The organism is Haloferax mediterranei ATCC 33500 (assembly GCF_000306765.2).
Lineage (GTDB): Archaea > Halobacteriota > Halobacteria > Halobacteriales > Haloferacaceae > Haloferax > Haloferax mediterranei.
Window position 1 is genome coordinate 2,745,647 of the sequence record NC_017941.2, and the last position, 13,238, is coordinate 2,758,884.

Annotated in this window: 14 protein-coding genes and 1 other RNA gene; 6 read left to right on the top strand and 9 right to left on the bottom strand. The window is 60.7% G+C overall.

What is annotated here, in order from left to right; all coding sequences use genetic code 11:
• Nucleotides 1–248: 248 nt before the first annotated feature.
• Nucleotides 249–1,187 (bottom strand): DMT family transporter, encoded by a 939-nt coding sequence (locus tag HFX_RS13920; RefSeq protein ID WP_004059253.1) that lies wholly within the window; start codon nt 1,185–1,187, stop codon nt 249–251.
• Nucleotides 1,188–1,391: 204 nt separating this feature from the next.
• Between HFX_RS13920 and HFX_RS13925 the strand changes: the two genes are divergently transcribed.
• Complete coding sequence (locus tag HFX_RS13925; protein ID WP_004059252.1) at nt 1,392–1,880, top strand: Lrp/AsnC family transcriptional regulator; 489 nt, start codon at nt 1,392–1,394, stop codon at nt 1,878–1,880.
• A 44-nt stretch (nt 1,881–1,924) separates the two neighbouring features.
• Nucleotides 1,925–2,200 (top strand): hypothetical protein, encoded by a 276-nt coding sequence (locus HFX_RS13930; protein WP_004059251.1) that lies wholly within the window; start codon nt 1,925–1,927, stop codon nt 2,198–2,200.
• Between the two features lie 62 nt (nt 2,201–2,262).
• Here HFX_RS13930 and HFX_RS13935 read toward each other — a convergent pair whose 3' ends face one another.
• Nucleotides 2,263–4,371: a PAS domain-containing sensor histidine kinase gene (locus HFX_RS13935; RefSeq protein ID WP_179955346.1), complete on the bottom strand. Its 2,109-nt coding sequence runs from the start codon at nt 4,369–4,371 to the stop codon at nt 2,263–2,265.
• A 228-nt stretch (nt 4,372–4,599) separates the two neighbouring features.
• Between HFX_RS13935 and HFX_RS13940 the strand changes: the two genes are divergently transcribed.
• The gene (locus tag HFX_RS13940; protein ID WP_004059249.1) at nt 4,600–4,977 is read left to right on the top strand and encodes an SHOCT domain-containing protein; all 378 of its coding nucleotides are present in this window, start codon (nt 4,600–4,602) and stop codon (nt 4,975–4,977) included.
• A 263-nt stretch (nt 4,978–5,240) separates the two neighbouring features.
• Nucleotides 5,241–5,381, top strand: coding sequence for a hypothetical protein (locus HFX_RS20105; protein ID WP_169330955.1), 141 nt, complete (start codon nt 5,241–5,243; stop codon nt 5,379–5,381).
• Between the two features lie 45 nt (nt 5,382–5,426).
• Here the strand turns inward: HFX_RS20105 and HFX_RS13945 are convergent, their stop codons facing one another.
• On the bottom strand, nt 5,427–6,659 hold the full coding sequence (locus tag HFX_RS13945; protein ID WP_004059248.1) for an MBL fold metallo-hydrolase: 1,233 nt from the start codon (nt 6,657–6,659) through the stop codon (nt 5,427–5,429).
• Nucleotides 6,660–6,785: 126 nt separating this feature from the next.
• Between HFX_RS13945 and HFX_RS13950 the strand changes: the two genes are divergently transcribed.
• Nucleotides 6,786–7,097 carry a hypothetical protein gene (locus HFX_RS13950; protein WP_004059247.1) on the top strand — a complete coding sequence of 104 codons (312 nt, stop codon included), beginning with the start codon at nt 6,786–6,788 and terminating at the stop codon, nt 7,095–7,097.
• Between the two features lie 75 nt (nt 7,098–7,172).
• Here the strand turns inward: HFX_RS13950 and HFX_RS13955 are convergent, their stop codons facing one another.
• From HFX_RS13955 to rnpB, 4 genes are all read right to left on the bottom strand, one after another.
• Nucleotides 7,173–8,405 (bottom strand): digeranylgeranylglycerophospholipid reductase, encoded by a 1,233-nt coding sequence (locus tag HFX_RS13955; protein ID WP_004059246.1) that lies wholly within the window; start codon nt 8,403–8,405, stop codon nt 7,173–7,175.
• A 264-nt stretch (nt 8,406–8,669) separates the two neighbouring features.
• Complete coding sequence (locus HFX_RS13960; RefSeq protein ID WP_004059245.1) at nt 8,670–8,981, bottom strand: hypothetical protein; 312 nt, start codon at nt 8,979–8,981, stop codon at nt 8,670–8,672.
• Between the two features lie 64 nt (nt 8,982–9,045).
• Complete coding sequence (locus tag HFX_RS13965) at nt 9,046–10,161, bottom strand: hypothetical protein (RefSeq protein WP_004059244.1); 1,116 nt, start codon at nt 10,159–10,161, stop codon at nt 9,046–9,048.
• 112 nt (nt 10,162–10,273) lie between these two features.
• Nucleotides 10,274–10,704: RNase P RNA component (rnpB, locus tag HFX_RS14885), an RNA gene on the bottom strand.
• Nucleotides 10,705–10,854: 150 nt separating this feature from the next.
• Here rnpB and HFX_RS13970 point away from each other — a divergent pair.
• The gene (locus tag HFX_RS13970; protein WP_004059243.1) at nt 10,855–11,457 is read left to right on the top strand and encodes a TIGR00296 family protein; all 603 of its coding nucleotides are present in this window, start codon (nt 10,855–10,857) and stop codon (nt 11,455–11,457) included.
• Between the two features lie 210 nt (nt 11,458–11,667).
• On the opposite strand, the gene HFX_RS13975 is transcribed toward HFX_RS13970, so the two are convergent.
• Together HFX_RS13975 and HFX_RS13980 are read right to left on the bottom strand one after the other, a co-directional pair.
• Nucleotides 11,668–12,819, bottom strand: a complete 1,152-nt coding sequence (locus HFX_RS13975; protein ID WP_004059242.1) for a nicotinate phosphoribosyltransferase — start codon at nt 12,817–12,819, stop codon at nt 11,668–11,670.
• Between the two features lie 91 nt (nt 12,820–12,910).
• Complete coding sequence (locus HFX_RS13980) at nt 12,911–13,228, bottom strand: hypothetical protein (protein WP_004059241.1); 318 nt, start codon at nt 13,226–13,228, stop codon at nt 12,911–12,913.
• Nucleotides 13,229–13,238: the final 10 nt, after the last annotated feature.

The window sequence follows — 13,238 nt, forward strand, 5'->3', positions numbered from 1 at the left end:
TTTGATGTTGTGTCGATAGATGGGAGAAGATAATTTCCATGTTCACTCGGAGTTCCCAGACTTCGAGATTGGCTTGCAACGTCCAAATCTGCTTGGGAGACGTCACCTCTCGCTGGTAGAACCAATTATGCTTCCGGAAAGTAACAGCCCTCTTGTTGCGGCTTTCACCGAGTTTAGCCAGAATGAGAACAGGAGAACAAGTGTGAGATTCAGAGGCGTGCTAAACCTGTTTCCAGAGAGGTAACAGCTTATACGGTCACACGCCGCCGAACCGCGACGGCAACGTCGACGAGCATCTTCTTTTTCATCATGGCGAAGCCGAAGAAGATAGCGCCGAAGCCGACGAGCGCTGTCGTATCGATGGCGTGGCCGAGGAGGACCCAACTCATGAGCGCCGCAACGACGGGTTCGACGTAGCCGATGAGATTGAGTTCCGTCGGGCCGAGGCGGTCCAGCAGTTCGAAGTAGAGGAGGAACGCCACCGCGCCGGAGATGAGCGTCAGATAGAGGAACGACGCGATTCCGGTCGGTGCCCACTCGATGGCAGAAAGCGACTCGCCGCGGAACAACGCCCAGATGTGGAGGATGACACCGCCGCCGAACATCGTCCACGCCTGCATCGACTGAACCGGCAGGTCCGTACGGAGCGGCCGGGTGAGGACCGCACCGAGGGCGAACGAGACGGCACCGAAGAAGATGAGCACGATGCCGAGGCCCTGTGCGGAGTCGAAGAGACCGGCCCCGGGGTTGGCGACGAGAACGACGCCGGCGAATCCGGAGAGCAATCCCAGCACGCCCGTTTTCCCGAGCGACTGGTTCGAGAGAATCGCCGACGCGAAGACGGCAGTCAGGATGGGCGAGAGGCTAATGATAATCGAGGCGACGGCACCGGGGACGTGTTTCTGGCCGAGGTAGAGAAGACCGTGATAGGCGGCGATGATGAACACCGCACCGATGGCTGTCGCGAGCAGTTCGTCTCTGGTCTGTGGCCGCCAGCGGTCGGTCGAGTACACGGCGTACGCCAGCATCACGAGACCGGCGAGTTCGTAGCGGACCGCCGCAAACGTCAAGGTCGGGAAGAACTCCAACCCGACCTCGATGGCGACGAAGGACGTGCCCCACATCGCCGCGAGGGCGACGAACAACAGGGGCGTCGTCGGAATATTTCTCCAAGTGGTTCGCGTCATAGTCGAATCTACTCCAACATCCGACCCCGACGTTGTTAAATCCTTCTACAAAATAGGAGAGAATAGTTGAATCTTTCATTGACTAATAGACGATTTGCTGTATTTGAGTGCGTATAAATCGTTAAAATCCGAGAGGGTGAGAAGTACTGGCGAATACGGGGAACAGAACAAGGACTTACATCTACGCCCGTGACCAGTGTAGATATGGACGAGCGCGACGTGCGCCTGTTGAAGGCCATCGCGGACCTCGGGACAGGCAGTCCCGAGAAGTTACACGAAGCGACTGATATCCCGGTATCGACTATCCACTACCGGTTGAACAACCTGAAAGACGACGGCGTCATCGAGAACGACCTCTACGACATCGACCTCGAAGCGTTCGGTCTCGGCGTCACAGTCGTCATCGAAGTGTTAGCCGACTACAGTGGTTCGTACGAGGGTGTCGGCAACAAACTGCTGGAAATCGAAGGTGTCACCCAACTGTACTTCACGATGGGTGAGACGGACTTCATCGTCGTTGCACACCTCGCGGATTCCGACCGCGTCGAGCGACTCATCAACGACTTCGAGGCCATCTCGGAGGTCGAACGGACGAACTCGACGTTCGTTATCTCTACGATGCGCGACAGTCACAGAGCGCTCCAGAGCTACACGCTGGAGACGCTGTTGGACGAATTAGGCATCGAGAACTGAGAATCGCCCCACCGCTTACGCTTCCGTATTGCCAACGATAGCGTATGCCGGAGACCGTGCGAACGTGGCTAGTCGAGCGGACCTACTCGGACGACGAACAAAACATCATCATACTCGTGTACGCGACGCTGGACGGCACACGGTACCACAGAAAAGAGCGGTCACTGACGAGTTTCGAGTCCGACATTCGCGACACCTACGCCGCCATCGACGTGTCCGAAGGGGATTTGAGTCGCGTCACTGACGAAGAAACACGAGAAGTCTACGCCACGGCGGCGCAGGAAATGGCCGAGAAGCACGACCCGACGGACACCGTGTGACCGGAAAGTAGTGTGAGAGACTGTGTGAACCCAAGTCCGGACCGGAATCAGAACAGGGCTGTTCAGTCCGCCGACGCAAGCGGGAGTTCGACAACGACGACGGACCCCGTCGGCTCGTTGTCCTCGAAGTGGACTGTTCCGCCGAACGAGTCGACGAGTTGGTTGACGAGATAGAGACCTAATCCCGTTCCCGTGCTTTCGAGGCCTTTCTCGCCTTTTCCGAAGACGACGGGCTTTCTGCTGTCCGGAATGCCAGAGCCATCGTCGGCGATGCGCGTGGTGACTAGTTCTTCGTCCTCGTCGACCGTCACCGAGAGCGTCACAGTCGTGCTGCCGTCGTTGTGCTGGACGGCGTTGTTGAAGATGTTGCCAAACACCGACGCGAGGAGGGGGTTCGCCCGTACCGCAACATCCGGAATCGCCCCCTCGACCTCGAAGGTGGCGTTGGGAAACGCCTCACGCCGGACGGCAAGTTCGCGTTCGAGCGTATCCACGAGCGGAAGCGGACGCGTCTCGACAGTGCCTCCGCTCATCGTCTCGATAAGGTCGCGGGCGACTTCGGTTATCTCGATGGTGTGGCGACCCGTCGAGAGAATGCGCGAGAGGATGTCTGCCCCCTCGTCGTCGACGTGTTCTTCGAGCAACTCCGCCCACCCGACGACAACGGCCATATCGTTTCGAATGTCGTGGCGGACGATTCGGTTCAAGGCCTCTAACTCCTCGTTCGTCCGCTCTAACTCCAGTTCACGACTGCGGCGGGCAGTCACGTCCTGAATCGTCCCTCTGAGGGCTACGACACGGCCGTCTCGGATAACCGGTTCACCGCGGGTTCGAACCCACAGTTCCGCACCTTCGTTGGTCACGAGTCGGAACTCGTCTTCCCACGCGAGACCCTCGTTTCGACAGCGGTTGACCAGTTTGCGAACGTTTTCCTGTTCGTCGGCGGCGTAGAAACCGAACGCGTCGTCCAGCGAAGGTTCGTAGTCGAGGGGAACGTCGTGGATTCGTTTCGTCTGGTCGGTCCATTCGAGCGATTCCGTCAGCAAGTCGAGTTCCCAGCCACCGACTTTCGAGATGCGTTGTGTCCGCTCCAAGAAGTCGCGACTGCGTTCGAGTTCGCGCTCGCGTTCCTTCTGTTCGGTGAGGTCCTGAAAGACGACCACTCTTCTGTCGTCGTCGAGCGAGGTGATAGAGAGCCGAACCGGGACGCCCGTCCCATCGGGTTTACGGACCGTCACCTCGCCTTGCCACTGGCCACTCGTCTCAAGAGCGGGAAGAACCAACTCGCGAATCCGGTCGACTTCCGCCTCGTCGTGGATGTCGTGCCACGAGATGCCGACCATCGATTCCGCATCCGAGTATCCACAGATATTCGCCCCCGTCTCGTTGACGTAGACGTGGTTACCATCCTCAGTGAGCGCGACGCCAGCGTCGACGGCGTCGACCGCCCGCTTGAACGCTTCGAGGTCACGTTCGCGTTTTCGTTCTTCGGTTACGTCCTCAATCGTCGAGAGGAGTCGACGCTGACCCGAGAGTTCGGCGACCGTGAGACTCACCCGAACCCAGACGGTCTCACCGGAAGTGCTCTGCATAGGCCACGTGAAGGTGTTACTGCCCGTTTCGCGAGCCGTCTTGACCTCCTCTGCGGCACGCTCGTCGGTATATCCGGGCACGTCGGCAGTCACATCGGTCGGCGAGGTTTCGAGGATTGCCTCGCGGTCGGTGCCGAGGATTTCGAGATACCGCTGGTTGATGTCGATGAGGTCGAGCGTATCGAGGTCTCGAACTGCGAGGCCGACGTTTACGGCCTCGAAGAGTTCCCGGTGGTCGAGCGACCCGGCAGTGTTGCGCGCGGCGTCGTAGACGACGTGGCCGAGGTTTTCGATGTCGGCGTCCGATGGGTTCGTCCGTTCGAACGAGACCAGCGGGACGCCATTATCGCGTAACTTCGGAACGAGCGACTGTCCCGTCGAGTCTGTGAACCGCGTCGAGACGACGAGGCAGTCCACACGCGATTGTTCGAGTTCCGAATAGACAGTGTCGACACTATCCGTGGTCGAGACGTGGACTTCCGTCGTCGAATTGCCGACTGCATCGGGGAGTGTATCGGCGAGGCGTTCACGGATAGGTTTGTTCTCGCTGACGACGAGAACGTTCAGCCGACCAGACATACCAGCAAAACAGGCTTCGAAGTTGAAGTATGAACCGGCGTATTCGAGCGGGGCGAGCAAGTCCGGTGTTCGAACGGTGTCGAAGATTCCAAAGTTTGCAGCGCGGGAGACGGCAGGATACAACGTTTAGCTGCCAACGAACCCGAAGTAAAGAAACGAAAATCGACCTAAACGAAGAGAGCGTAATATATACTGAGAGGTGGATGAGCGCCGCCTCTGGTGATACTAATGACGACTACGACCAACTCGACACGACTCGTGGGTATCGTACTACTCGCGTTAGCCGCGCTGTTCGTGCTTCCTGTTCTCTTCGGGATGTCCGGAGCCTTCGGTGCGACGCCGATGGGCTGGGGCGGCGGCTGGATGCACGACACGTGGATGCACGGTGGAACCGGCGGCGGCGTCCCGTGGTGGATGTGGGGAATGGGCCTCCTCGGACAACTGCTCGTCCTCGCAGTCCTCATTGGCGGCGGTGTCCTGCTCTTTCGGGCCGTGAGCAACGACGGGCACGACGACGCCCTGAGCGAACTCCGGAGCGCCTACGCCCGCGGCGACATCGACGACGAAGAGTTCGAGCGGCGGCGAGCGCGCCTCGAACGCAACTGAGGCGCGTGAACGTTATTTTCGTCTGCGCAACGTCGTTCGGGCCGACACGACGCGGTATTTCGAACGTGAATCCAGCGAAATCGAGATAACGGCGAGGGAATCACCTCGTTGCAGACGAAACAGGGGGTTTCACAGGAGAACAATGCCACGAGGTCACAGCGACCGACCCGCAGAGACGCCGCTGTCAAACACCGCGATGCCAACCACTAGAAGTGACGACACTGACCGTAACAACTAACATCTATTTAGGCCAACCTAAAACCATGGCTTCAGATTCGGCCTCCAGCGGTCTCCTCTCAGTGTTCACGCGGTTCCGGCCCCAACGGACTCGACTCCGCGTGTCTGCGTGTGTTGCCGCGAGTCGGTCGATGGAATCCCCCGACGAGGAAGCGTACGAGGCGTAACGAATCAGTCGGAGACGACGGCCACCTTCAGCCCTCGACGAGCGTCTATCGTTCGACGACGGTTCCGACTTCGGGAGCCGTCGCTTCGTAGCCGTCTTCCTGCAGTTCCTCGGCAAAAGCCGCACAGCGGTCGCCGTGATTGACGAGAACGGGGGTATCCTCGTAGTCGGCGAGGAACTCGCGGAGTCCGTGTTTGTCCGCGTGCGCGGAGAAGTCGTACATCTCGGCGCGTGCGGCGACCGGGACGACGCCGCCGTTGAGTTCGCATCGACCGCGTTCGACCAGTTCGCGCCCCGGCGTCCCCTCGACCTGATAGCCGGTGAGACAGATTTTGTTCGTCGGGTCCTGCCGAATTTCGGGGATGTAAGTCATGGCCGGCCCGCCCGAGAGCATCCCGCTCGTGGTGACGATGACCGAGTTCTGACGCGCGATACGGCGTCGTTGACCGTCGCGCCCGGAGACGATTCGCGCGTTCGACTTCGCCCGCTTGAGCGCCGTCGAGTCGCGGACGTAGTCGGGGTAGTTTCGGAGCATCTTCAGGACTCGCGTACCCATTCCATCGACGTAGCAGTCGATGTCGTGGGCGTCGAGGACCAGCAGAATCTCCTGCGTTCGGCCGATAGCGAACGCGGGAACGACGACGGTTCCGCCCTGCCAGATGGTCGTCTGAACGGATTCGACGAACCGTTTTTCGACCGCTGCGCGGTCTTCATGTTCCACGTCGGAGTAGGTAGATTCACAGATGACCACGTCGGCGTCGGGGCGGTCGGTGGTTCCGGACACGAGACGCTGATTGTCGGTGTGGAAATCGGCCGTATAGAGCAGTCGCGTGTCGCCGTCGTCGACGAGGACGTGAGCGCTCCCGGGGATGTGGCCCGCGTTGTAGAAGGTGACCTCGTGGCCGGCGGCCTCGAACGTCTCGCCGTAGTCGTGTGGCTCCGACTGCTGCGTCATCCGGCGAATGTGCGTCTCGGTGAACGGGCAGTCGTACGTGCCGCCGTGTAATTTCAGGGTGTCGCGCGCGAGCGTGAGCGCGAGTTCGTACGTTGGCGGCGTCCAGTGGACTGCCGGCCACTCGTCACCGGAGAGCAGCGAGGGGACCGTCCCGACGTGGTCGAGGTGGCCGTGCGAGACGACGACGGCGTCGGGGTCAGGCGACCCCGCGGGGAACTGCGGCGGATTCCCGGTCATCATCCCGTAATCGAGAAGCAGCGAGTCGTTGACGAGAATCGCACTGCGCCCGACTTCCCCGGCCCCGCCGAGGAACTGGAGTTGCATTGGGAACACGTACCGACTGGAGGTGCTTTTGCCCGTCGGTCCAGCGTTGGTTCGAGCGGCGAGGTGGAGGGCACACGCCGACATCGACACTCGACGTTTTTCCCCGCGGATGCCCTCGCGTAACGTATGCCGGATGCGACCCTCGACCAACTCGTCTCGACGCTCCACGAGTACCTCGCCGCGACAGCGACTCGTCCCGTCCGCGAAGATGTAAGCAGATGGCTCGGGGAAGCGGAGGCGGTCACGGCCGACCTCGCCATCGGCCCGCTCCCGGACGACGACGTAGTCCGAACTCGTCTTGGTCACGTCGAACACCTCCTCTCCAACGTGGATTCGACCGAAGACGACGAGGCGGATACGCACGTCGCTGCAGCACGCGAAACACTGGTGGAGGCACTCGCAACGCTCGACGAACGGGCGACAGAAGGCGGTCGCTGAACAGTCGACGGACGTTTCGGGTGGGACGGTTGCGGACGGCAACCGAGAACGAGTGAGCGACCGAATACAGACGGTTTAGTTCGAGAACCAGTCTTTCGCCGTCGAGGCGAGGATAGAGAGGTCTTCGAACTTCAGCATCTGGAACATCGCGAGGGGGTTCCCGTCGTTCACGGCGTTCAACCGCTTCTGGGGAACCCGGTGGAGGTCCTCTAACAGCGTATCGTAGCGCTCGTTGGACGCGCGATAGAGCATCTCCGTCATGAACAACCGGTTTTTGCCCTTGGGCGCGACGCGCTCGTGCCAGAGTTGGTCGTAGATAGCGAGTTCGGACGCGGAGGTGTCGCGCTCGCTGTGGGTGAGAACCCGGTCTGCGGTCGCGGCGGCCACGCGGCCGGAGCGCATGCACTTGTCGATGCCCTCGCCCCAAAGTGGGTCCACGGTCGGGACCGTGTCACCGATGGCCATGAAGTTGTCCGTGCTCATCCGTTTGGGAAGTTGGACGTGTGCGGAACCGCGGTGCTGTTTGCCCTCGATGCGCGATGCGTTCTCGAATCGGGGGTCAGTGTCAACCCAGTACTGGAGGTAATCGTCGACGGTGTACCCTGATTGGGCGTTCTGTCGATGTGCCTCGTTTTGGAGGTAACAGACGCCGACTTTCGCAGTGTCTTCGCCGGTGTGGAAAATCCACGAGTAACCGCCCGGGGCGATGTTGTGGTCGAGACGGAGCATCATCGTGTCCGTGAGGTCGGCGTACCCCGCGGGGTCCAAGTCGAGGCCTTCGAACTCGTACTCGATACCGATGGCCTGTTTTTCCCGTTCGAGGACACAAACGTCGAGTGCCTTCGCAAGCGGGGCGCTCGGGCCGGTGGCGTCGATGATGATGTCGCCGTAAACCTCCTCGTCGCCGTTGTAGCGGACGCCGACGATTTCGCCGTCTTCCATCACGGGTTTGGAGACGCGAGCGTCAAAACGGTACTCCGCACCGTCGGCCCGGGATTCGTCGACCAGCCAGTTCTTGAAGTCGGCGAACTCGAGGACGGCACCGGGTTGGTGTCGCTCGAAGTGGTGGTTCGGAGACTCCAAGACGACATCGTCGGTGAAGTTCATCACGACTTCGTCCGGAATATTGAACGAAGCCATCGTCGACGGGAACGTCCCGGCGGTCGATTTGTTACTCCGAGAGGGGAACTCTTCTTCGGATTCGGTTTCGAGGACGCAAACGTCGTAGCCGCGAGCCGCGAGGTCTCGTGCTGCTTGACCACCTGCGGGGCCCGCACCAGCGATAATCACGTCGTATGTGTCAGTCATTGTAAATTAGGCATCACCGGTAGGTTTGTTCGTACACGCGTTACCCATCCTTTCTGAAACGAGCGTGTAATCTGCTTTGGTTTTGAACGGTCAAGAATCCCAGTCTACTCAACGAAATTAGTTTTCTCAAGAGCGACTAAATCCCGGGGAACGAGGCAAGCAAAGCCACTGATAGGTAGTAGGAGGCCGAACGCAGCGAAGAGAGACAGGAACGAAGGGATACCGAGGATTGTACGGGTCTGGGACTTCGGAATCCGCCGAGTGCTACGGTTCCGGGATACGCCGGACCTGAAACTCGCGGTAGCCACCGTAGGCGGCTTCGAGTGCGCCGAGCCACCAGTTCCAGCGCGTCGCAGGGCTCCCTTCGGGAGCGTCACGCATGTTTCGGATGATTTCGTCTCCGGAGAGCGGCGCGCCGCGGTCCCGCTCGGCTTGTTCCGAGTCGACGAGGTCGCGGGCTTGACGTGCAACGACCTGCCGCTCGGCGTCCGTACCACCGAACTCGGCAAGAGCGTCCCGAAACGACTCCTCATCGAACGAAGTATGAGAATTGTCGTTCCTGTCAGTGGGAATCACACGCTACCTACGAGGCCCGCCACAAAGAAGACTCGGCTGGGGGGTCACCCGCGACGAAAACACATTACGCCCACCACTCGCTCCGTTGCTCGCTGTACGTCGCATTTTGGAACGGGTCGGGCTTGTCCTCGTCGTCCTCGGCACCCAGATAGTGGGCCGTCCAGTAGCCAACGTGCCATCCTACAGCGTCGGTGTCGAGGTCGACGAGGACGACACGGAGCGTGTCGTACGTTTCTAGCGCTTTGTCTCCGTCGGGGTCGTACCCACTGGCGGCGGCACAGGAAGTCGCACCCGCGACACACGACGAGGTTTCGGTGAAAGAGATTTTGACATCCGCCGACTCGGGGTCGTCCACGTAGGTGAACGTGAGGTTATCGGGCATGCCGGGTGCGCCGTCAGCGTAGTAGTCGAAGGCGTGACGGACCTGGTCGCGGGCCGCGTTCGGGTCGGCCGCACCAGTGTCGTTCACGTAGACAGTGAAGTTCGGGTCGTCCCACGGGAACGCCTTCTCGGTGGCGTTAGTCCGCGGAAGCGTGTGAAGAATCCCCGTCGCATTCATGAGTTCGGCCGGTTCGTCACCGTGGGTGAGACCGAGTGTGTGCCCCAGTTCGTGTTCGATGATTTCGACTGTCGAGTCGTCGCCGAACCCGGTTCGGATGTAGGCAGTCGTCGGCCGGTCGATTTGACGTTCGTCCGTGATGTAGGGTGCACAGCCGACGGCGTCGACCTGCCCGCTACACTCCGGGATGTCGTCCGAAAAGCGGACGACGAGGTCCGGATTCCGCGCGTCCGCGTCGACCTCGTAGTCGATTTCGGAGCCGAGATAGCGCGCGTCGTTCGCCTCCCAGAACGTCGTCGCCTCGTTCACCATCGAGGTGTAGTTACGGCCGTCGTTGGGAGCTTCCACGGCGATAACAACCGGCTCGGACCCCCACGGGCCGAATCCCGATGCAGGCGTGGCTGTCGCAGTTGATTCGGGCGTTGGCTCTAGGGTCGAGGTCAGTCCCGCCTTTGGTGTCGTGGGCGTAGTCTCAGGCGTCACATTGTCGGGCGGAGTTTCAGTCACTGGTGTCGTGGGGCTCGAAGTCGTGACTGTCCCCCCGTCTTCGTTCGGGGTCACAGGCGCGGTGCACCCGGCGAGGACGACGAGGAAGACGACGAAAATCGGGAAGCCACGCATACCAAAGCAGGTGCGACGTATCGGTAAGAAAGTTTGTCCCGGTCGACAGCAGTCGGGAAGCTGACGTGAGAGCACGGCGAGACACGGTGCAGCGGCTCACGAGTGTGAAAGTGGCTGAGAGGAGTAAGCCCCCTTCTGTTCGTCCCAGCATTCGGCTTAGCGTCCGCGTCCTTCCCGGGGAACCCCGGGGGCACGACGGGCGAACCCGACGCGCCGTCCGAACTACCTTCGCGGCGCGGACTTGCACCGGTGAGGATTCGCCGTTCCATCCGTTCTCGACCGTCGGAAATGGCGATGCCATCTCGCGGCTCACGGGTGACCGTTCACCAACCGCGGTCACGATGTGACCGCGCTTCCCTCTGCGGGTTAACTCCCTCCCCTTACGGGTCGGTTCGCGCGCATCATCGGTCGGGTCGAGTGGTCTCGTTTCTGTTCCAGCGCCAGCCGTCTCCGACTCCGGGCTTGCGCCCGGTCACCTGTTCAGACGGTGGGGGGACTTTCCTCATGCCCGCAATCGGGCACGGGAACTGGGCTCTCTCTGCCGACGTACTCTAGTTCCGTCCGTCGGATAAGCGGTTCGATTAACCCAGTACTGAACTGATTTAGTAACCCGTTATATGGCGTTTTATTCACATAACAGCGGTGTAACACTCGAGGGAAGCGTTGAAGTCACCGTGGGCCTTGAATGGTAGTATGTCCGAGGCGCAGACCGTACACCTCACCTACGAGGATGGGGCGCGGGCGGTCGAACTAGCGCGGGAATCCGTCGAATCGTACGTTCTTCACGGGCAGAGAGAACAACCGGGCAGTATGCGGGACGCATTCTACGCACGAACCGGGGCGTTCGTGCGCATCAAGTCGACACGTGGGCGCGGTCGGCTTCGTGGATGTGCAGGGGCATACCGTGGCAAAGACCAACTTGGTCATGCCATCGTCGACGCGGCCATCAAGGCCGCATCCGGCGACTCGTGTCAAACCGAAATCGAAGCACCTGAACTGCCGAACCTGAATATCTCTGTTTGTATTGTCAACGAATACACCCTGACGAACGACCCCCTTTCTGACATCGAACTCGGAAAACACGGGGTCGCTATCGACGCCGACGGGTGCCATGGCTGGATGTACCCCACGCTTCCAATCGAACTCGGTTGGTCGAAAGAACAGTTCCTCACGAACGCTTGCCGAAAGGCCGGCCTGTCGCCGTTGGCGTGGCAGGACGACGACACCATGATTACGCTCTTTGAGGGGCAAGTCTTCCGCGAGCGCGAAGACGGTGGGAGCGTCGAGGCGCTGTAACTGGGGGTAGGGAAGAACACACTCCTTCCACGCTTACCGTCGCATCAGAGAGACATCGCTCTGCAGTTTGTATCAGGGGGACGTCGCTCTGCAATCTGCATCAGAGAGACGTCGCTCTGCAATCTGCATCAGAGAGACGTCGCTATTGCAGACTCCCAAACGAACCCGTCGCACACTGCAAAACTGACTGTCGCAGTCGGTTTCGGACCTCTATTCGTCGCCGAAACCGACGCGCTCGGCATCTTCGCGTGCTCTCGTCGCCGCCGCGTCGAGGTCGAAGTCGCGGACGAGTTCGCCGTCACGAATCAGCGGTTTGAGCAGTGACTCTGCGTCGGTCGGGGCGGGCGTCCCACGGAGACCGATGTGGTGTCCACCGTCGTCGGTGCGGTAGACTTCCTTCACGCCCGAGAGTTTGCCCCGCTTTGCTGCCGGTTCGCCGTCGACTTCGACGATATCGAGCGCAAAGTCGACCGGGTTGGCGTTCGAGATGTAGCCGCCGACGCCGAATCCTTCGACTACGTCGCGGAGGTTCCGGAGTTCTGTCGGACCGAGACCGCCGCTGACGAAGATGCCGACATCCTCGTAGCCGCGCGCGTCCAGTTCCCACCGAACCTCGCGGACGATGTGCCGGAAGTCTCCACGACGCGACGAGGTGGTGTCGAGTCGGACGCTGTCGAGGCGGTCCCCGAGCGTTTCGACCGCTCTGAGCACTTCCTCGACCTCGTCGCCGTAGGTGTCACAGAGCGCGACGCGAGGCACGCCCTCCGGGACTGACTCGTCGAATGCCTGGAACGCCTCGGCCTGGTTTCCGCGGCCGAACGCGATAAGAAGCGCGTGCGGCATCGTCCCCGACGCCTCCTTACCGAGAATGTCCCCGGCGGCGACGTGCGAGAATCCGTCGAGACCCGCGACGAGTGCGCTCCGTTCGACCATCGCAGCAATCGAAGGGTGGACGTGGCGCGCGCCGAACGAGAAGACCGTCGAGTCGGGAGCGGCCATTCGTGCTTCGAGCGACGCCGTGGCACAGCCAGAAGCGTGCGAGAGAAAGCCGAGTAGCGAGGTTTCGAGACGGGCGAATTCGAGGTAATCACCCTCGATTCGCATCACGGGACCGCCGTCGAACAGGAGGCCCTCGTGCATCGCGTCGACGTCGACGTCGTATCCGGAGAGGAGCACTGCGGCGTCTTTCACCCCGGCGAACACCTCGTAGTCCCCGTCGGGGAACTGGTCCGCCGTTACCTCGGCGACGACGCGAGGGTTCTTCCCCGCGTGCTGAAGGGTGTCCGCAGTCCGCTCGAAGTAGGCGTCGGTCGCGACGCCCTCGCGGATAGCCTCGGGACCGACGATGTCGAACTCGCTCATTGCCCGAGGTTCCGCGCGCCCGATGAAAAAGGTGTATAATCGTTCGCTAACGTCGAAGAAAGATGTTCTTCAACTCGAAGAGACGACCCGGTCAGCAAACGAGGACTCCCGTTGAATAAGTGGTATTGTCTTTTTCGACGTACCCAGTTCCAACACTCCACGGGCGGCCGTCGAATCCGACAGCTGACTCGGAAAGCGCGTCGTCGAACAGTGCTCGCTCCTCGGGAGAAAGCGAGTCGTACTGGACGACTTCAGCGTCCTCGGAGACATTGTCCACCGGTCTGACCTCCAAGGACTGGTTACAACTGTTCGACCACGGAACCAGCGTCCCAGTAGCAAAGAGAAAGGCAGCGACGGACAGAACGAGCAAGAGGGCGACGATAGCGAACAGCCCGATGCGGCGAGACATACACAGAAAT

What these genes read in the sequence shown, in the direction of transcription:
- HFX_RS13920 (WP_004059253.1), bottom strand. Translation starts at nt 1,187, where the DNA reads ATGACGCGAACCACTTGGAGAAATATTCCGACGACGCCCCTGTTGTTC.
- HFX_RS13925 (WP_004059252.1), top strand. Translation starts at nt 1,392, where the DNA reads ATGGACGAGCGCGACGTGCGCCTGTTGAAGGCCATCGCGGACCTCGGG.
- HFX_RS13930 (WP_004059251.1), top strand. Translation starts at nt 1,925, where the DNA reads ATGCCGGAGACCGTGCGAACGTGGCTAGTCGAGCGGACCTACTCGGAC.
- HFX_RS13935 (WP_179955346.1), bottom strand. Translation starts at nt 4,371, where the DNA reads ATGTCTGGTCGGCTGAACGTTCTCGTCGTCAGCGAGAACAAACCTATC.
- HFX_RS13940 (WP_004059249.1), top strand. Translation starts at nt 4,600, where the DNA reads ATGACGACTACGACCAACTCGACACGACTCGTGGGTATCGTACTACTC.
- HFX_RS20105 (WP_169330955.1), top strand. Translation starts at nt 5,241, where the DNA reads ATGGCTTCAGATTCGGCCTCCAGCGGTCTCCTCTCAGTGTTCACGCGG.
- HFX_RS13945 (WP_004059248.1), bottom strand. Translation starts at nt 6,659, where the DNA reads ATGCAACTCCAGTTCCTCGGCGGGGCCGGGGAAGTCGGGCGCAGTGCG.
- HFX_RS13950 (WP_004059247.1), top strand. Translation starts at nt 6,786, where the DNA reads ATGCCGGATGCGACCCTCGACCAACTCGTCTCGACGCTCCACGAGTAC.
- HFX_RS13955 (WP_004059246.1), bottom strand. Translation starts at nt 8,405, where the DNA reads ATGACTGACACATACGACGTGATTATCGCTGGTGCGGGCCCCGCAGGT.
- HFX_RS13965 (WP_004059244.1), bottom strand. Translation starts at nt 10,161, where the DNA reads ATGCGTGGCTTCCCGATTTTCGTCGTCTTCCTCGTCGTCCTCGCCGGG.
- HFX_RS13970 (WP_004059243.1), top strand. Translation starts at nt 10,855, where the DNA reads ATGTCCGAGGCGCAGACCGTACACCTCACCTACGAGGATGGGGCGCGG.
- HFX_RS13975 (WP_004059242.1), bottom strand. Translation starts at nt 12,819, where the DNA reads ATGAGCGAGTTCGACATCGTCGGTCCCGAGGCTATCCGCGAGGGCGTC.
- HFX_RS13980 (WP_004059241.1), bottom strand. Translation starts at nt 13,228, where the DNA reads ATGTCTCGCCGCATCGGGCTGTTCGCTATCGTCGCCCTCTTGCTCGTT.